This window comes from Ruegeria sp. HKCCSP351, from assembly GCF_017872535.1.
Taxonomy (GTDB): Bacteria; Pseudomonadota; Alphaproteobacteria; order Rhodobacterales; family Rhodobacteraceae; genus Ruegeria.
Map to the genome: position 1 here is coordinate 93,531 of NZ_JAEDOV010000003.1, position 18,703 is coordinate 112,233.

Below are 18,703 nucleotides of genomic sequence, written 5' to 3' on the forward strand. Positions count from 1 at the left end.
TTTTTTCTCTCTCCTGATTCAGGTCACGCCGCCGGCATCCGGCGCTCGACCATTTCCGCAAACCACGAGCACCCAATGGGGATGATCTCGTCATTGAAATTGTATTCGGGGTGGTGCAGTCCGGCACTGTCACCGTTGCCCAAGACGATGAATGCACCGGGCCTCTCTTCCAGCATGAACGAGAAATCCTCGCCCCCCATCACCATCGGCGCTTCAATGCAACTGCCCCCAACCGACACCGCAGCCTCTGCTGCATATCCCGTCTGGGCTTCGGCATTGATCGTCACTGGAACACCCCGCGAATAGGTAACGTTCACAGACCCGCCAAATGTTGCAGCGGTCCCTTCCGAGACTTCCTTCAGCCGTTGTTCGATCAGGTCGCGCAACTCGTTGGAATGGGTCCGAACGGTGCCGCGTATCCGCGCTGATTGCGGGATCACGTTGAACGCTTTCGAGGACGTCTCAACCGAGGTCACAGACAGCACGGCCTGCAAAATCGGGTCCGCGTTGCGCGACACAATCGTCTGCAACGCCACGATCAGTTGCGACAGCATAACCGTTGTATCAATCGTCTGATGAGGTTTTGCCGCGTGGCCGCCGCGCCCTTCAAGATGGATGTCAAACTCGTCCGCCGCTGCCAGCAACGGGCCCGAACGAATGGCAAACTGCCCGGTAGGAACACCCGGCACATTGTGCATCGCATAGACTTCCTGAATGCCGAACCGATCCATCAGACCGTCCTTGCACATGGCCTCGGCACCATTCCCACCCTCTTCGGCAGGCTGAAAGATCACGATTGCCGTGCCATCAAAGTTGCGGGTTTCCGCCAGATACTTGGCAGCCCCCAAGACCATCGCCGTATGCCCGTCATGTCCACAGGCATGCATTGCATTCGGTATTTCTGAGGCATAGTCCAACCCGGTCTGTTCCTGCATCGGCAGGGCATCCATATCGGCCCGCAAGCCAATCACGCGGCCCCGCGTGTCGTTTTTGCCGCGAATGACGCCGACGACTCCGGTACGACCGATGCCGGTCACGACCTCGTCGCAACCAAACTCGTTCAGCTTATCTGCAACCAGCGCACTGGTGCGGTGGGTGTCGTACAGAATTTCCGGGTGTTGGTGAATGTCACGCCGCCAACCGGTGATCTCATCATGCATCTCTGCGAGACGGTTCTTGATCGGCATGTCATTCTCCCTGTTTCATGCGACAGGCAATCGTCGTTCCACAAGCTCGGCAAACCAGCTGCAACCGGCGGGGATCGCGTCGTCGTCAAAGTTGTATCGCGGGTGGTGGCACATGGCCGTATCCCCGTTCCCGATAAAGATGTACGCACCGGGGCGTTCTTCAAGCATATAGGCAAAATCTTCGGACGGCATGATCGGGTCCGTGCTGTCGTTGACCTTGCCCGCAACCGCAGCTGCCGCCTCGGCCGCATAGCCCGTTTCAGCCTCGGAATTCACTGTCACCGGGTATCCGGGTGTCCAGGTAACCTCCGCCTTCGCGCCAAAAGCCGAGGCCGTATCCTCGGCGATCCGGCGCACGCGTTCTTCGGCGATTGAACGATACTCGGGGTCAAGTGTCCGCACGGTTCCCTGCAAACGCACCGTATGAGCGATCACGTTCGACGCAACACTGTCAGTCACAAACGTACCAACGGTGAGGACAACTCGCTTGATCGGGTCAACGGTCCGGGACACCACCGATTGCAAGGCAACAACGATATGCGAGGCCACCAGCGTTGTATCCACCGCCTCGTGCGGTGCAGCGGCGTGTCCGCCCTTGCCAGTGACGGTGATTTCAAACTCATCGGACGAGGCCAGCAACGCGCCGGGGCGAATTGCGAATTCGCCCACCGGAAGACCGGGCATGTTGTGCATGCCATAGACCTCGTGAATGCCCCAGCGGTCCATCAACCCGTCCTGACACATGGCCAGACCACCGGCCCCGCCTTCCTCGGCAGGCTGGAAGATCAGAACCACGGTGCCATCGAAATTGCGCGTTTCGGAAAGGTACTGCGCGGCCCCAAGCAGCATCGAAGTATGCCCGTCATGTCCGCAGGCGTGCATCTTGCCCGACACGGTCGAGGCATAGTCCAGCTCTGTCGCCTCCTCGATCGGAAGCGCGTCCATGTCTGCACGCAGGCCGATGACACGCCCCTGCGTATCCGTGCGCCCTTTGATCACCCCGACAACGCCCGTTTTGCCAACGCCCGGTGTGATCTCGTCCACTCCGAACTCTTTCAGACGGGCGGCAACAAAGGCCGCAGTTTCATGGACGTCATACATCAGCTCAGGATGGGCGTGCAGGTGGCGGCGCCATTCGGTGATCTCGCCATGCATTTCCGCAAGTCTGTTTTTTACGGGCATCTCAAGACCTTTCTCTCAACCGCTGGCACCGTATTACACCGGGCTAGGCGCATAGTTTTTCAACCAATCGCTGCATGAATTTATGACCGGCTTCGAATTGTTCAATCGTAATGAACTCATTCGGCTGATGGGCCTGCGCTATGTCTCCGGGTCCGCATATCACGGCAGAATACCCGGCCTCTTGAAACTGACCTGCCTCGGTCCCGTAACTGACCACATGGCTTGCGTTGTCTCCGGTCAGGGCGCGTACCAGTGCTTCGGCTTCACCATCCTCTTCCGGGATCAACCCCGGAATCGCGAAGTTTTCACTCAGTTCGATGCGGGTATCCGGGTGAACAGCCTGCATCTGAGCCTCAATGTGCCGAACCTGTTCGAAATAGGCATCGCGCCATTGGGGCTGCGTTTCATCGGGCACAGTCCGGAAATCCATCATGAACCGGCAGTCTTTGGCGGTAATGTTATGGGCTGTTCCGCCTTCAATCATACCGACATGGCAGGTTGTCCAGGGCGGATCGAACACGGCAGCAACGGTACTGGGTTGCGCCGCCATGTTCCGCGCGTTCTGTTGGTTGGCCCAGTCGATCAGCGAGGCCGCTGCCATGATCGCGTTAACGCCTGTGTGCATGATCGAGCTGTGAACTTCGAACCCGACGATATGGGTGTCAAAGCCGAACCCGCCCTTGTGACCCGTTACCGCCTGCATCATCGATGGCTCACCCACGATCACCGCCGAGCCTTTGGGAAGAACGCCCTGCATCGCCTCGATCATTGGCGGCGCTCCGGTACACCCGACTTCCTCATCAAAACTCAGCGCAAGTTGAAGCGGTCGTCTCACATTTGCGTAATGCGCCTCGACCAGCGCCCAGATGGCAAGCGCATCAAACCCTTTCATATCGCAGGTGCCGCGCCCGAAATATTTGCCGTCCTTCTCGGTCACCGTGAAGGGATCGGTGTCCCAGGGTTGCCCGTCAACCGGCACGACATCCGTGTGCCCGGACAGCACAACTGCGCCTTCTTCAAAAGGGCCGACATGCGCAAAAATCGCCGTCTTATGCGGCTGATCCGGATCAGGCCAGCGGTGCGATGTGATCCCGTGGCTTTGCAGGTATTCTTCCACCCAGTCGACCAATGGCAGGTTGGTGTCACGACTCACGGTTGGGAATGAGATCAGCTTGGTCATGATCTCAAGCGGCGTCAGGCGCTTGGCCATCGTGTCAGTACCCACTGTCGGTGGTCAGGATAAAGTGACCCGGCTCAACCTCTTGATATTGCGAGGGTTCCGGTTTGTAGTCGACAGGGTGAATCGGTGACGGGATCGGTTTGAAGTTCAGGTCTTTTTCTGTCTTTCGCTTGTTCGGGTCAGCAATTGGAACTGCCTTCATCAATGCCTGCGTATAGGGGTGTTGCGGGTTTTCGAACACACGCGCACGCGGGCCCAGTTCCACAATGCGGCCCAGATACATAACACCGACATAGTGGCTGACACGTTCAACCACGGCCATGTCATGGCTGATGAACAGATAGGACAGCCCCAAATCGGACTGCAGCTCCATCATCAGGTTCAGAACCTGTGCCTGAACCGACACGTCGAGGGCCGAGACTGCCTCATCCGCGATGATCAGCTTGGGGTTCAGGGCCAGTGCGCGGGCAATCGCGATCCGCTGGCGCTGTCCTCCGGACATTTCATGCGGGAAACGACGCATGAAGCTGCGCGGCAGCTGCACCTTGTCAAACAACTGCGCGACGCGGTCCTGCAACTCTGATCCCGACGCCACGCCATAGTTGCGCATCGGCTCGGCAACCTGATCGACCAACTGCATCTGTGGGTTCAGCGAGGCGAACGGGTCCTGAAAGATCATCTGCATGTCCAACCGCGCCTTGCGCAGGCCGGACGGGTCCAGCTTCATGATATCGACACCGTCCAGATTGACCTCACCCGCCATCGGCTCGACCAGCCGCAGGATCGAACGCCCGGCCGAGGACTTGCCGCACCCAGATTCGCCCACAAGGCTGAGTGTCTGACCTTTGTTCAGTGTGAACGACACATCCTCGACTGCATGAACGTTCGAGATCGTGCGCCGCAGAAGACCACCTTTGACAGGAAACCGCGTGGTCAGGTTCTTTACCGTCAGCAAAACCTCTTCAGTTCCGTGTATGGGCGCAATTTTCTGCCCCTCGACACCCAGCAACTTCATCGGTTCGGGTGCCGACTTGCCCTGCATTTCACCCAGCTTCGGTACTGCGGCCAAAAGGGCCTTGGTGTAATCATGCTGCGGGTTTTCAAAGATTTCCTTGACGGTCCCCTCTTCGACCTTGTTGCCACGGAACATCACCACCACGCGGTCAGCCATCTGGGCAACCACAGCCATGTCGTGGGTGATGAACATCACCGCAGTTCCGGTTTCCCGCTTCAGGCGGTCCATCAGGGCCAGGATCTCGGCCTGAATGGTCACGTCCAGCGCTGTGGTGGGTTCATCGGCGATCAGCAGGCGGGGTTCGCAGGCCATGGCCATCGCGATGACGACACGCTGGCGCATCCCGCCCGACAACTCGTGCGGGTATTGTTTCAGACGACGCTCGGGCTCGGGGATGCGAACCTGGCGCAGCAATTCAAGCGCCCGGTCCTCGGCCTGCACCTTCGACATCTGCTTGTGGATGCGCAGACCTTCGGTCAACTGGCGGCCAACGGTAAAAACCGGATTAAGCGCCGTCATCGGCTCCTGAAAAATCATCCCGATCTCGTTGCCGCGAATCTGTTTCATCAGATCCGGATCGGCTTTGGACAGGTCCATCTCGCTCCCGTCGCGGCGGTCAAACAGAAGTTCACCACCAGCGATTTCGCCGCCTCCGAACTCGACCAGCCGCATCAGCGACAGCGACGACACCGACTTCCCCGAGCCCGATTCGCCAACGATACAAACGGTTTCACCCGGTTTGACCTCGAACGAGACATCCTCAACACCAACAACGGGGCCATCCTTCGTCTGAAACTCCACCCGCAGTTTTTTTATCTGTGCAATAGGCTGATCCAGCACGCGCGCGCTCCCTTGACGACGGTTTTCTTTTTCTGAATTCCGAACGCTAAGGCGGGCCGCCGGGAAAAGTCAAACCCATTACACATTTTCGCGACGGCACTACTTGCATTTTTCTCAGGTTCTGTTTCGATACGCCATGTAACCGACCTGGGGAGGCGGCGCAGACCGAAATCGTTAGCGCTATTATCTTTGTTGATCAAAACCTTACCTTGGGGCGGCAACGCCAAACCCGCAGGCCTTGCGGAGATAATCGAGACACGAACGTGTCCAACTTGGGAGTAACTTATGAAAATCAAAACCCTTTTGCTTGGTGCGATTGCAAGCACGGCGATGGCCCCTGCAGCCTTTGCCGAGCGTGGATCGGACGGCAATGTCAGCATCATTTACTGGCAGGCTCCGTCGATCCTGAACCCGTTCCTGTCCGGCGGTACGAAAGACGTGGAATCAGCCTCGCTGGTGATCGAGCCTCTTGCCCGCTACGACCAGGACGGCAACATGGTGCCATATCTGGCCTCAGAGATTCCAACTGTTGAAAACGGTGGCGTCAGCGAGGACCTTACATCGATCACATGGAAGATCGCGCCGGGAATCACCTGGTCAGACGGCTCGGCGTTTACGTCGGCGGATGTGGTCTTTACCGCGAATTACTGCATGGACCCCGAAGGCGGCTGTGCGCAAGTCACCAAGTTTGAAGGCGTCACCAGTGTCGAGGCTGTGGATGACTTGACCGTCAAGGTCACCTTCGACAAACCAACCCCCTTCCCTTACGGCCCGTTTGTAGGTGGCGAAAGCCCGATCATTCAGGCTGCTCAGTTCGCGGATTGTATGGGCGCGAAAGCCCCCGAATGCACCGAGCAGAACTTTAACCCCATCGGCACCGGCCCGTTTGTTGTCACCGAGTTCAAGCCGAATGACGTGATCACGTTTAAGGCAAACGACAACTATCGCGACCCGGCGAAACCTGCCTTTGCGACAGTCACCTTCAAAGGTGGCGGCGATGCAACGGCGGCTGGTCGTGCGGTCATGGAAACCGGCGAGTTTGACTATGCCTGGAACCTTCAGCTGGCGCCCGAAGTGATCGCGCAGATGCAAGAAGGCGGCAAAGGTACTCCGGTCGCGGGCTTCGGTCCTCTGGTCGAACGTATCATGCTGAACCAGACCAACCCGTCGCCCGACCTGCCAGAAGGTGAGCGGTCGACCGCAACGCATCCGCACCCGTTCCTTCAGGACCCGGCCGTTTACAAAGCCATGTCCATGGCGATCGACCGCCCGCTACTGGTTGAGATCGGCTATGGTCAGGCAGGTAAAGTGACCTGTAACTGGGTTCCGGCCCCGGCTGCGTTCAACTCGACCTCGATGACCTGTGACACGCAGGATATCGCTGGTGCGAACGCCCTGCTGGACGAAGCAGGTATCGTTGACACCAATGGCGACGGCGTCCGTGAAAAAGACGGTGTTCCGCTGAAAGTTGTCTATCAGACCTCGACCAACGCCGTCCGTCAGGACTTCCAGGCGCTGATCAAGGAATGGTGGAGCCAGATCGGTATCGAAACCGAACTGCGCAACATCAACGCTTCGGTCTTCTTCGGTGGTGACCCGGGCTCGCCGGACACCTTCCAGAAGTTCTATGCCGACGTTGAAATGTACGCCAACACTTTCAACGGCACCGACCCTCAGTCCTATCTGGGCAACGGTCTGTGTGACAAGGCACCTCGTCCCGACACACAGTGGCAGGGTGAAAACATCAGCCGCTTCTGCAACGAAGAGTTCGATAAGCTGCACGCACAGCTGGCCGAAACTGCTGGTCTGGAACAGCGCGCCGAGATCGCGAAACAGCTGAACGACATCATGGTTGAAAACGGCGGTATGATCCCGCTGGTGCACCGTGGTCGCCTTTCGGCACACGCAAACACCCTGGGTGGCGTTGTCCTGAACGTTTGGGACAGCGAGCTGTGGAACATTGCGGACTGGTACCGCAAGACCGGTTCCTAAGCACTGACCTTGCAAAACCGCGCCCCGATCGTTATCGGGGCGCGGTCATTTGCATCCCACCCCAACAAGAAGACGCATATAAAGGCGCCTCTTAATGCTTAATTTCACAATCAGACGACTGGTGTTGGCGGTGCCCACACTGCTGTTCATCAGCCTCGTCATTTTCCTGCTGCTCGAGCTTGCCCCTGGCGACCCGATGGCACAGGTTCCACTCACCGTTCCCCCGGAAGTTAAAGAGAAGATGCGCGAGGCGCTTGGCCTCGGCCAACCGATGCATATCCGGTTCTGGAAATGGATTGTGCAGTTCTTCTGGATAGAACCACAGGTATTGGTCGACTCTGTATTCGGTACAACCTTCTCCGAAGGCGACCTGCGCGTGATTTCATGGCAGACCCGCTCGCCGGTCATGGACATCGTCGTTCAGCGTATCCCGCAGACCTTGTGGGTTGTCGGCACCGCCTATGTGGTCGCCATCCTGATCGCGCTGCCCATCGGCATCTACTCGGCTTACCGCCAATATTCCTGGTTCGACCAGATGGGTACCTTCGTCTCGATGGTCGGCTTCTCGGTCCCGCCGTTTTTCTCGGGCGTGCTGGTGATCGTGATCTTTTCGGTTCAGTTGGGCTGGTTCCCGTCGATCTATGACACCACCCATGTGGTCAACAGTTGGGACAGCTTCGTCGTGCAGCTCAAGCAGATGATCATGCCCGTCATGGTTCTGGCGTTGCAGATCACCGCGCAGCTGAGCCGCTTCATGCGCGCCTCGATGCTGGACAATCTCAACCAGGATTACGTTCGCACCGCCCGCGCCAAGGGGCTCAGCGAATACACCGTGGTCATGGTCCACGTTCTGCGGAACTCGATGATCCCCGTGGTCACGGTCATTGCACTGGGTATCCCGGCCATCTTCGGCGGCGCCATCATCACCGAGCAGGTGTTCAAGGTGAATGGCATCGGTCAGCTGCTGATCGGAGCGATTCAGGCCAATGATCTGCCGATGGTGCAAACCCTGACCTTTATCTTCGCTGTACTGATCGTGCTGTTCAACCTGATCGCCGACGTCCTGTATGGCATTCTGGACCCGAGGATTCGCTATGACTGATCACGACAAATCAGACACGCTGATCCCCGACGAAGGTCTGGCCCCGGCATCCACCGCGCTGCCAACGGCCGACGTGATGGAAGAACTCGCCACCCCGCCCCGCAGCCAATGGCGCGATGTTTGGGATCAGTTCAAGACCCACAAAGGCGCGATGGTCGGGGCGATCCTGTTTATCATCATCGTGGCCGGTGTCTATTTGGGCCCGTATCTGTGGAGCATCGATCCGACCCAGATCGATATCCGGTCGCGCAATCAGGGGCCCAGTTGGGCCCATCCCTTTGGCACCGACCAATTGGGTCGCGACATTCTTGCGCGCATGATGTCGGGTGGGCAAACCTCAGTCTCGGTTGGCATAACCGCGATGTTGCTGGCGCTGTTTCTGGGATCGTTCATCGGCGTTCTGGCCGGGTTCTTCAGACGGCTCGATGGGCCGCTGATGCGTCTGACAGACCTGTTTCTGGCCCTGCCCCTGCTGCCCTTGCTGCTGGTCATGATGCTTCTGTTCCGCGAGCCCCTTTCGGCGGCTTTTGGGCTGGAGCGCGGGATTTTCATCCTGATCGTCTGCGCCATCGGCATCACCTCATGGATGCCGACTGCAAGGATCGTGCGCGGTGACGTGCTGGCCATCAAGGAACGTGAATTCGTTCTGGCCGCACGCTCCATCGGCACCAGCAATAGCCAGATCATCACGCGGCATATCCTGCCGAACGTTCTGTCACCAATCATGGTGTCGGCAACACTGGGGATTGCCACGGCGATCATCACCGAAAGCGCGCTGTCCTTCCTTGGGTTGGGCTTCCCGCCCGACTTCCCGACATGGGGCCGCCTGTTGTTTGATGGTGTCGACTATCTTCAGCAATACCCCGAGCGTGTATTCTGGCCCGGTCTGGCAATCTCGCTGACAGTGCTGAGCGTCAACTATCTGGGTGATGGTCTGCGCGACGCGCTGGATCCCCGCATTCGCGGACGCTGAAACAAGTTCAGTCGGCGCGCTTCAGCGCGCCGGCCAACAGCACGATCAGAACAGCCAATGGCAACAGCACGGCAAACGCCAGACGCAGGCTGAACAGTTCCGCCAAAAATCCGATCAGCGGCGGCCCAATCAACAGCCCGCCATATCCCAGCGTAGCTACACTTGCGATGGCTTGCCCCGGCGGCACATGCGGATCGCTGGCTGCACGGCTGAACGCCAGCGGCATGATCACCGCATACCCTATACCCATCAGCGCAAACCCCGCCAATGCGGGCAAGGGCGCGACCGAAGAAACCACAGCGAAAACGCCCAGTGCCGCGCAGATCCCGCCAAACCGAGCCGTGGCGGCAGGACCAAACCAAGTGATGACAACAGCACCCGCAAGTCGAAACGCAACCATCGTCACGGAAAACACGGCATAGCCCAATGCGGCAACACTTTCAGGCGCACCGGACACGTCTCGCAGGAAAATCGCGCTCCAGTCTGCGACGGCGCCTTCACCCAATGCACCACACATGGCCGCGAATCCGACCAGTATCAGCGCACCCGAGGGCAAAGCAAAAACCGAGCTTTGCGACCGATCGGACCGTTTCGACGTCCAGCGCACCCACGACAAGGCCAGCGCGAAGGCGACAACCGCGCCACCCGCCACTAGGAAGTGCACCAGAACCGTCAGCCCCATCTGAACGGCCATATATCCGCTGAGCGCGCCAAGACCGGCCCCAAGGCTCCACATGGCGTGGAATGACGACATTACGGGTTTGTCATAAGCCTGCTCGACTTCGGCGGCCCAGGCATTCATTGCCACATCCATCGATCCGTGGAACGCGCCGAAAACAAACAAACAAAACGCCAGCACCCAAAACCCGACAGCCACAGCAAGCAGAACCAGCGACAACGTGTACAGAACGGCCACTATCCGGGTGACCGCGACTGCACCATACCGATCCGTCAACCGCCCTGTTACAGGAAAGGAACAGACGGCCCCGGCCGCCATGAACAACAACCCGTACCCCAACGCGTCATGAGACAAATCCAACCGGTCGCGCACGGCCGGAATGCGCGAAGCCCAGATGCCAAACAAGGCCCCGTTCAGGATGAACATGGCCGCAACTGCCCGCCATGCCGAGAAAACACCAATCAACAGAGAACCTCGTGCTGTCTGCCCGCCCCACCCGTTCTACAGGTTGGGCGCAAATTGGCAATTGCAGCTTAACCCAGGCGTTTGCGGATGCGCCGAACGGCGAACCAAACACCCGCTACTACCGGGATCGTCGCCGCCGCCGTCAGCGTTCCCTTGCTTATACCGGTGGCCGTCAACGGATACAGAAGATAGCCAACCAGTGAGACTGCATAATAACTGATGGCCACCACAGAAAGCCCCTCGACCGTGTGTTGCAAGCGCAAGGCAAGATCGGCCCGACGATCCATGCTTTCCAACAGGGCCTGATTTTGTGCACTCCGCTCGACGTCCACCCTAGTGCGCAACAACTCACCCGCACGGATGGCCCGGTCAGACAGCGCCTGCAGGCGGCGTTCTGTTGATTTCACGGTACGGATCGCAGGATCATAACGGCGCATCATGAAATCGGCAAAGCTTTGACCACCTTCGAACCTTTCCTCGCGCAGGACGTCGATCCGTTGATTCACCAGCGCCTCATAAGCGCCGGTTGCCCCAAACCGGAACGAACTGCGGGCCGAAATGGTCTCGAGCTCGGTCGATGTGGCCAGCAATTGAGGCAACAGCGCATCTGGTGGTGTGGTGTCATCTGTCATTTCAACCATCAGCTTCGCCAGCTGGGCGTCCAGTTCCTCGATCCGGGGGGCCAATTGTTTGACGCGGGCAAAGCCCAGCATCGACATCGCCTTGTATGTCTCGATCTCGCACAGCCGCTGGATAATACGCCCTGTGCGGCGCGTGCCCGTGCCTTCGGTCACGAACAGGGCAAAACGCATGTGACCAGCCGGGTCGATACGGAAATCGCTAGCGCAAATTGCCGAAGCATCCAACACCCGCGACACGGCAAGACTTTCAGGTTCGAACCAATCAGCCAGAGCGACCTTTACAGCCGCATCTTCCGGGCGCGGTACCACCCGCATCAGCAGCGAAGTGATCCTCTGGCCCGGACTGGCCATCAGCCAATCCGGGGGAAAAACCTCGAAATCGGCGGGGTTGAAAGGGCGGCCGCTGACGTTCGGCACAATCGCCGTATACGTGACAAACTCTGTGTGCTGCTCCCATTTCAGCCAATGGCGTCCGATCTGCCCGGCATAATGCGTGGCCCCCGGCTGCGGATGTTGCGCCCCATGTCGGTCAAGCAGATCAATCAGATGGGCGATATCCTGACTGCGGTCCCGAGCGACGGCTGCTTCCGGCTTCTTGATCGCAAGAAAGGCGACCGTGCACGGCGTATCGGCGGCCGGAAACGGGCGGGCATGAAGTTCATTGGCCAGCGCATAGCGCAGCGGGTGATCATCGATTGGCGTCATTCCGAGGCTCCGATAGCGGTGTCCGCACTATACGTCACAACTCGGATACATCAATTCTTATTTTATTTCATATACTTACACGAATACAAAGGTATACAAACCGACTATCTCATTGATTTGGCTGCCACAGCTCGATCGGATTTCCTTCCGGATCGTGAAGCCGCGCGAACTTTCCGATCTCACTGTCCCAGTCGGGGCGAGTCTCAACAGCGATTCCGGCAGCTTCAAGCTGCTGTATCATCGCGCCCAGATCGTCGACTCGAAAATTGATCATCCATTGCTGATCCGGGTTTCCGAAATACTCAGTGTCTTTCGCGAACGGCGCAAACACCGTATACCCTTCGCGCTGCTTCCAGGGCACCGGATCATAGTGGTTTACACCCAAATGTTCTTCGTACCAGCGGCTCAATGCCTCAGGATCACTGGCCCGAAAAAATACGCCCCCTATACCGTTCACTTTCTCCATGCTTCGCTCCAACAATACGCATGTCTATTATACCACAACCCGCCCGCTTCATCTGGCCATAAATATCCTGGGGGTTTGGGGGCAAAGCCCCCAATAGTACAAGTAAAGAAAAGGGCGCCCAAAGGCGCCCTTTGCAATTGGATCAGACCGGTGGATCAATCGATCATCGGCAGCAGCTTGTCCAGCGATGCTTTGGCGTCGCCATAGAACATGCGGGTATTTTCCTTAAAGAACAGCGGGTTTTCGATACCCGAATACCCTGTACCCTGACCGCGTTTGGACACGAAGACCTGCTTGGCCTTCCAGCATTCCAGAACCGGCATACCGGCAATCGGGCTGTTGGGATCTTCCTGCGCCGCAGGGTTCACGATGTCATTCGAGCCGATGACGATGGCCACATCCGTGTCCGGGAAGTCGTCATTGATCTCGTCCATTTCCAGAACGATATCATAGGGCACCTTCGCCTCGGCCAGCAGCACGTTCATATGGCCCGGCAAACGGCCCGCGACCGGGTGGATCGCAAAACGCACCTCTTTACCCTTGGCGCGCAGCTTACGGACCAGTTCACTGACCGATTGCTGTGCCTGCGCCACCGCCATACCATAACCGGGAATGATGATAACGCTGTCGGCGTCGTTCAGGGCTGCAGCAACGCCATCCGCCTCGATGGCCACCTGCTCGCCCTCGACGGCCATCTGTTCACCCTGCGGGCCACCAAAGCCGCCGAGAATCACGCTGACAAAGTGACGGTTCATCGCCTTGCACATGATGTAGGACAGGATTGCACCGCTTGAGCCCACCAGCGCACCGACCACGATCAGCAAGTCATTGCCCAGCGAGAAACCAATAGCCGCCGCGGCCCAGCCCGAATAACTGTTCAGCATCGACACAACCACCGGCATGTCCGCGCCACCGATGCCCATGATCAGGTGATAACCGATGAACAGCGCGGCCAGGGTCATCAGGATCAGCGGCAGCAGCCCACCGGACGAGGTATACCAGATCAAGCAGATCAGCGAGAGACCCGCCGCCGCTGCGTTCAGCGCATGACCACCGGGCAGCTTTGTCGCCGCCGAGGTCACTTTGCCCGCCAACTTGCCATAGGCCACGACCGAACCGGTAAAGGTGATCGCACCGATAAAGATGCCCAGGAACAGTTCTACATGAAGGATCGCCAGCTCGGCCGGCGTCTTCTTGGCGATCAGTTTGGCAAAGGTGCCCAGATCATGCAGATCCGCCTCTTTCGCCGTATCCGCAATCGCCAGGACCTGCGCCACGTTGCCGATCTCAAAATGCGCATTGAAACCCACAAACACCGCGGCCAGACCGACCAGCGAATGCATCGCGGCCACAAGTTGCGGCATCTCGGTCATCTGGACGCGCTGCGCCACGTATTGACCGATCAGACCGCCGCCAATGATCAGCAGGATAGACAGAAGCCACAGGCCAGACCCGGGGCCAACCAGCGTGGCAAAGACCGCCAACGCCATACCGACGATGCCGTACCAGACCGCGCGCTTGGCGCTTTCCTGGTTCGACAACCCGCCAAGGGAAAGGATGAACAAAACAGCCGCAACAACGTAGGCGGCAGTGGTGAAGCCAAATTCCATGTGCCCGGCCTCCTTAAGATTTCTGGAACATGGCGAGCATGCGCCGGGTTACGAGGAAGCCGCCGAAGATGTTGATCCCGGCCATGAAAACGGACAGTGCCGCCAGCAGAATGACCAGGAACGACCCCGATCCGATCTGCATCAAGGCCCCGACGATGATGATCGACGAGATCGCGTTGGTGATCGCCATCAGCGGTGTGTGCAGGCTGTGCGAGACATTCCAGATCACCTGGAAGCCCACGAAAATGGCCAGCACGAAGACGATGAAATGCTGCATGAAGCTGGCCGGGGCAACCAGCCCCACCAGCAGCATTAGCGCGCCACCAACACCCAACAATGTAAACTGCTGCTTGGTCTGCGCCTTGAAGGCCGCAATCTCCTGCGCCTTTTTCTCTTCCGGGGTCAGTTCCTTGACCTCGGGCTTCTTCTGCGCCGCAATCGCCTGAATCTTGGGCGGTGGCGGCGGGAAAGTGATTTCACCTTCATGTGTTACAGTCGCACCGCGGATCACATCGTCTTCCATGTTGTGATTGATCTGGCCGTCCTTTTCAGGCGTCAGATCAGTCATCATGTGACGGATGTTGGTCGCGTACAGAGACGACGACTGCGCCGCCATCCGGCTGGGGAAGTCGGTATAACCGATGATGGTCACACCGTTGGGCGTCACGACCTTTTCGTCCGGCACGGTACCTTCGACGTTCCCGCCACGCTCGGCCGCAAGGTCAACGATGACCGAGCCCGGCTTCATCGCCTTGACCATATCCTCCAGCCACAGCTTGGGCGCCGGACGGTTGGGGATCAGGGCCGTCGTGATGACGATGTCCATCTCAGGTGCAAGTTCGCGGAACTTGGCCAGCTGGGCATTGCGGAATTCTTCCGACTGGACCGAGGCATAACCACCGGTCGCCGCGCCGTCCTGCTGCTCTTCTTCGAAGTCCAGATAGACGAACTCCGCCCCCATCGATTCGACCTGTTCGGCCACTTCCGGGCGTACGTCAAACGCGTAGGTGATGGCCCCCAGCGACGTGGACGTCCCGATTGCGGCCAGACCGGCCACACCGGCCCCAACGATCAGAACCTTGGCAGGAGGAACTTTACCGGCGGCGGTCACCTGACCAGTGAAGAAACGGCCAAAGTTGTTGCCTGCCTCGATCACGGCGCGATAGCCCGCGATATTTGCCATCGACGACAGCGCATCCATCTTCTGCGCGCGCGAAATGCGTGGCACCATCTCCATGGCGATCACGTTGGCGCCCTTGGATTTGGCCAGCTCCATTCCTTCTTCGTTGCCCGCAGGATTGAAGAACGAAATCAGGGTCTTGCCCTTGGTCAATCGTTTCAGTTCGGCCTCGGTCGGGATACGAACCTTGGCAACGATATCCGCAGCCTTCCACAGCGACGCTGCGGTCTTGACCACCTCAACGCCTACGGCCTCGTATGCGGCATCCGAAAAACCGGCAGCCGTGCCCGCGCCTTTCTCGATCAGGCACTCATAGCCCAGTTTCTGCAATTGCACGGCCGAGTCGGGCGTCATTGCAACCCGGTTCTCACCGTCCAGTATTTCCTTTGGCGTGCCTATCTTCACTGGCAGTCCCCCTAATTCTTACTCTGTCCGAGCGGGTGGTCGGTATTCTTTGTTAAGCAAAGATGTATCCTGCGCAACATTATTTCGCAAGCGCAGCATTTTTTACGTGACATCACAAGATCAGCCACTTTAGATCCAACGCCGCGTCTTGCGTTCGTAGCGTGCGAAATCCGTGCGGAATTGTCGGCGCAGGCGGTCTTCTTCCGGCAAGATGAACCGGCGTTCCAGCACCCAGACGAAGACCGGAACCAACACCAGTGACAACACGGCGTCAAACCGCAGGATCAAACCCGCAAGAATCAGAACGTCACCGACGTAGATCGGGTTTCGACTGCGTTTGTAGATGCCCGTTTGCACCATCGCGGTCGGCGTCTCATGGGGAATGACGGTTGTCTTGTGGCGGCGAAACTCGACAATGGCCAGAACGGCCATCAGAACGCCGCCGCCGATCAGAACTCCGCTCAGAAGGTCGGTCAGGTCGCTCTCAAGTGACAGGCCCAGCGCCATGTATCTGGCCTGCGCCCATGCCAGCGCCGCAAAAGCGATCAACCAAACTGGCGGTACATCTATCCAGCGCATTCTAAGCCCTCGTGAGCAACGACAATGTCGGGTATATGTCGCTTCTGATCGACGTCCTACCGTTTTTCGACCGGATTGGCAAAAGACCAGTATGTCGCATCGATAGACAGACATGTCAGGATCGGCTACCCCGATTGCAACAAAAGACGACCACACAAGTGAGTGAGCCTTCATGACCGATTTTGCAGCAACCAAAGCCATGTTCGACCTACCCGAGGGCGTGATTTATCTGGATGGCAACTCCTTGGGTCCGCTGCCTAAAATGGCTGCCTCTCGTGTGCAGAACATGCTGACCGACGAATGGGGGCAAATGCTGATCACCGGCTGGAACAAGGCCGGTTGGATGGGCCTTCCCACGGGGCTTGGAGATCGAATTGGCCGCCTGATCGGAGCCGAGCCAGACAGCGTCGTGACCGGCGATACCCTGTCGATCAAGGTTTATCAGGCCGTGTCCTCTGCCCTTGAACTGAACCCGACCCGCAAGGTTGTGCTTTCCGACAATGGGAACTTTCCGTCAGACCTGTACATGGTCGATGGCTTGCTGCGGTCCCTTGGGGGCGCATACGAACTGCGCGTCGTCGATCCGCAGGACGTCGCAGATGCAATCACAGAAGAGGTTGCTGTCCTGGTGCTGACCGAAGTGGATTACCGCACGGGCCGAATGCACGACATGAAGGCGCTGACGGAACTGGCCCACGCCAACGGTGTCGTGACGGTTTGGGATCTGGCGCATTCCGCAGGTGCCATCCCCGTTGACCTTGCAGGGTGCAATGCCGATTTCGCAGTCGGATGTACCTATAAATACCTCAATGGCGGCCCTGGTGCGCCCGCGTTCATTTATGTTGCGCCCCGACTTGCAGATAGTGTGCGCCCGGCCCTGTCTGGCTGGCTGGGGCACGAAGCGCCCTTTGCCTTTGATCTGGACTATCGGCCCGGAAGCGGGATTGAGCGTATGCGCGTGGGAACACCTCCCATTATCCAAATGACCGCGCTGTCGGCGGCCATGGATATCTGGGATATGGCCGATATGGCGGATGTGCGCGCCAAGTCCATTGAATTGACCGAGCTTTTCATCCGTCGGGTCGAGGCGACCTGCCCAGACTTGCAGCTGGACAGTCCGCGCGCGCCCGAGCAGCGTGGCAGTCAGGTTTCATTCCGCTTCAAGGAAGGCTACGCCGCGATGCAAGCGCTGATCGCGCGTGGTGTCGTCGGAGATTTCCGCGCACCTGACACAATGCGGTTTGGTTTCACACCGCTGTATGTCGATGAAAGCGATGTCGAGCGTGCAGTCGATATTCTGGCGGATGTCATGCAGAACAAGCTTTGGGACACGCCCGAGTACCAAACCCGGCAGCGCGTTACCTGATTTCCAGCCCAGCCCCAATCAGGGCTGCCAGCTGGTTGGTGCGCCTTTCAAATTCCTCGGCGTCTGACGCGGTCAGCTTGACCCCCTTCAGCGTGACCGTAAGTGTTTTCGCCGTCTCTTCAGGGGTGTCGAACAGACGAACGCGGCCAGCACCCTGCTCTCGCCTCAGCCATTCGGCATAAAGCGCGGCAAGTTCCCCTTCGCCCCGCTCTACAATATCGATGGCCATGGATTTGGTTGTGTCCAGCATCTCAAGCCCATGCGGCGACGCCAAAATCGCAGCCATGCCCTCGGTCTGGGCGTGGATCGCCTTTTTGGCAATGTCCGAAACCGAGCCTTCGCTGTTCAGCGCCTCGGCCACCGCTGCGGTCTTTTCCTCGTAATGCCGTTCGGTCAGCTTGCGAACGATCGCTTCCTTGTTCCTGTAATACAGGTAGACCGCTGGCCGCGACATCCCCGCACCGCGCGCAATGTCATCCATCGAGGTCTTGCGGAACCCGTATGCGGAAAAAGCCTGAAAAGCAGATGCGAGGATCGCTTTCTGCCGGGATTCGTCACTCGTATCTTTCATACGCAAATCTCTGACATTTTTTGTTTAATTTGTCAATTGACAAACTGACACTTTGAACCCATTATGTCAGAACCTACCACAGATACAAAAGGTGCGCCATGGCGACGGCCCTAAAGATTAACGGAACTCCCCACCAGATCGACCTGCCGGATGATGTTCCCCTGCTTTGGGTTCTGAGGGATGAGGTTGGCCTGACCGGAACCAAGTTCGGCTGTGGTGTCGCCGCTTGCGGGGCCTGTACGGTTCACATCGATGGCGAGGCGGTACGTTCGTGCCAGGTGGCGCTGTCGGATGTCTGGGGCGAGGTGACCACAATCGAAGGTGTCGGCACGCCAGAAGCTCTGGCTACGATCCAGCAGTCCTGGGCTGATCATCAGGTGGCGCAATGTGGCTACTGCCAATCGGGCCAGATCATGCAGGCCGCTGCCCTGCTTGCGGAAAACCCCGCACCCACGGACGCAGAGATCGATGAGGCGATGCAAGGAAACCTGTGCCGCTGTGGCACCTACCCCCGCATCCGGGCCGCGATCCACGACGCAGCATCCAAGTTGAAGGAGGCGTAAGA

At 58.4% G+C, this 18,703-nt stretch carries 16 protein-coding genes; 5 read left to right on the forward strand and 11 right to left on the reverse strand.

What is annotated here, in order from left to right; translation table 11 throughout:
- Positions 1-23: 23 nt before the first annotated feature.
- Genes I9182_RS07570 through I9182_RS07585 form a run of 4 tightly spaced genes read right to left on the reverse strand, consistent with a single transcriptional unit; the run spans position 24 to position 5,404 of the window.
- Positions 24-1,187, reverse strand: coding sequence for a M20 aminoacylase family protein (locus I9182_RS07570; RefSeq protein ID WP_209597718.1), 1,164 nt, complete (start codon positions 1,185-1,187; stop codon positions 24-26).
- Positions 1,188-1,202: 15 nt separating this feature from the next.
- Entirely contained in the window at positions 1,203-2,369 is a 1,167-nt protein-coding gene (locus tag I9182_RS07575; RefSeq protein WP_209597720.1) for a M20 aminoacylase family protein, read from the reverse strand.
- Between the two features lie 43 nt (positions 2,370-2,412).
- Positions 2,413-3,579, reverse strand: coding sequence for an acetylornithine deacetylase (argE, locus tag I9182_RS07580; RefSeq protein WP_209597722.1), 1,167 nt, complete (start codon positions 3,577-3,579; stop codon positions 2,413-2,415).
- Positions 3,580-3,583: 4 nt separating this feature from the next.
- Complete coding sequence (locus tag I9182_RS07585; RefSeq protein ID WP_209597725.1) at positions 3,584-5,404, reverse strand: ABC transporter ATP-binding protein; 1,821 nt, start codon at positions 5,402-5,404, stop codon at positions 3,584-3,586.
- 285 nt (positions 5,405-5,689) lie between these two features.
- Between I9182_RS07585 and I9182_RS07590 the strand changes: the two genes are divergently transcribed.
- From I9182_RS07590 to I9182_RS07600, 3 genes are all read left to right on the forward strand, one after another.
- Positions 5,690-7,396 (forward strand): peptide ABC transporter substrate-binding protein, encoded by a 1,707-nt coding sequence (locus I9182_RS07590; RefSeq protein ID WP_209597727.1) that lies wholly within the window; start codon positions 5,690-5,692, stop codon positions 7,394-7,396.
- 94 nt (positions 7,397-7,490) lie between these two features.
- Entirely contained in the window at positions 7,491-8,498 is a 1,008-nt protein-coding gene (locus I9182_RS07595) for an ABC transporter permease (protein ID WP_209597729.1), read from the forward strand.
- A complete protein-coding gene (locus I9182_RS07600; protein ID WP_209504481.1) occupies positions 8,491-9,471 on the forward strand; it encodes an ABC transporter permease in 981 nt (326 codons plus the stop codon). The genes I9182_RS07595 and I9182_RS07600 overlap by 8 nt, the downstream gene beginning before the upstream one ends.
- A gap of 7 nt (positions 9,472-9,478) precedes the next feature.
- Here the strand turns inward: I9182_RS07600 and I9182_RS07605 are convergent, their stop codons facing one another.
- The 6 genes from I9182_RS07605 to I9182_RS07630 all read right to left on the reverse strand — a co-directional run bounded on the left by I9182_RS07605 (position 9,479) and on the right by I9182_RS07630 (position 16,201).
- The gene (locus I9182_RS07605; protein WP_245222548.1) at positions 9,479-10,615 is read right to left on the reverse strand and encodes an MFS transporter; all 1,137 of its coding nucleotides are present in this window, start codon (positions 10,613-10,615) and stop codon (positions 9,479-9,481) included.
- Between the two features lie 68 nt (positions 10,616-10,683).
- A complete protein-coding gene (locus I9182_RS07610) occupies positions 10,684-11,961 on the reverse strand; it encodes a DUF3422 domain-containing protein (RefSeq protein ID WP_209504482.1) in 1,278 nt (425 codons plus the stop codon).
- A 109-nt stretch (positions 11,962-12,070) separates the two neighbouring features.
- Positions 12,071-12,427, reverse strand: coding sequence for a VOC family protein (locus I9182_RS07615; protein WP_209504483.1), 357 nt, complete (start codon positions 12,425-12,427; stop codon positions 12,071-12,073).
- 155 nt (positions 12,428-12,582) lie between these two features.
- On the reverse strand, positions 12,583-14,037 hold the full coding sequence (locus I9182_RS07620) for an NAD(P)(+) transhydrogenase (Re/Si-specific) subunit beta (protein ID WP_209504484.1): 1,455 nt from the start codon (positions 14,035-14,037) through the stop codon (positions 12,583-12,585).
- Positions 14,038-14,050: 13 nt separating this feature from the next.
- Positions 14,051-15,622, reverse strand: coding sequence for a Re/Si-specific NAD(P)(+) transhydrogenase subunit alpha (locus I9182_RS07625; protein WP_209597730.1), 1,572 nt, complete (start codon positions 15,620-15,622; stop codon positions 14,051-14,053).
- Positions 15,623-15,751: 129 nt separating this feature from the next.
- A complete protein-coding gene (locus I9182_RS07630) occupies positions 15,752-16,201 on the reverse strand; it encodes an isoprenylcysteine carboxylmethyltransferase family protein (RefSeq protein ID WP_209597732.1) in 450 nt (149 codons plus the stop codon).
- A gap of 172 nt (positions 16,202-16,373) precedes the next feature.
- Here I9182_RS07630 and kynU point away from each other — a divergent pair, with 172 nt between their 5' ends.
- Positions 16,374-17,567, forward strand: coding sequence for a kynureninase (gene kynU, locus I9182_RS07635; protein WP_209597734.1), 1,194 nt, complete (start codon positions 16,374-16,376; stop codon positions 17,565-17,567).
- On the opposite strand, the gene I9182_RS07640 is transcribed toward kynU, so the two are convergent.
- Positions 17,560-18,138, reverse strand: a complete 579-nt coding sequence (locus tag I9182_RS07640; RefSeq protein WP_209597736.1) for a TetR/AcrR family transcriptional regulator — start codon at positions 18,136-18,138, stop codon at positions 17,560-17,562. The two genes, kynU and I9182_RS07640, sit on opposite strands and share 8 nt — an antisense overlap.
- Positions 18,139-18,236: 98 nt before the next feature.
- On the opposite strand from I9182_RS07640, the gene I9182_RS07645 reads away from it, so the two are divergent.
- Positions 18,237-18,701 carry a (2Fe-2S)-binding protein gene (locus I9182_RS07645; protein ID WP_209504489.1) on the forward strand — a complete coding sequence of 155 codons (465 nt, stop codon included), beginning with the start codon at positions 18,237-18,239 and terminating at the stop codon, positions 18,699-18,701.
- Positions 18,702-18,703 lie beyond the last annotated feature (2 nt).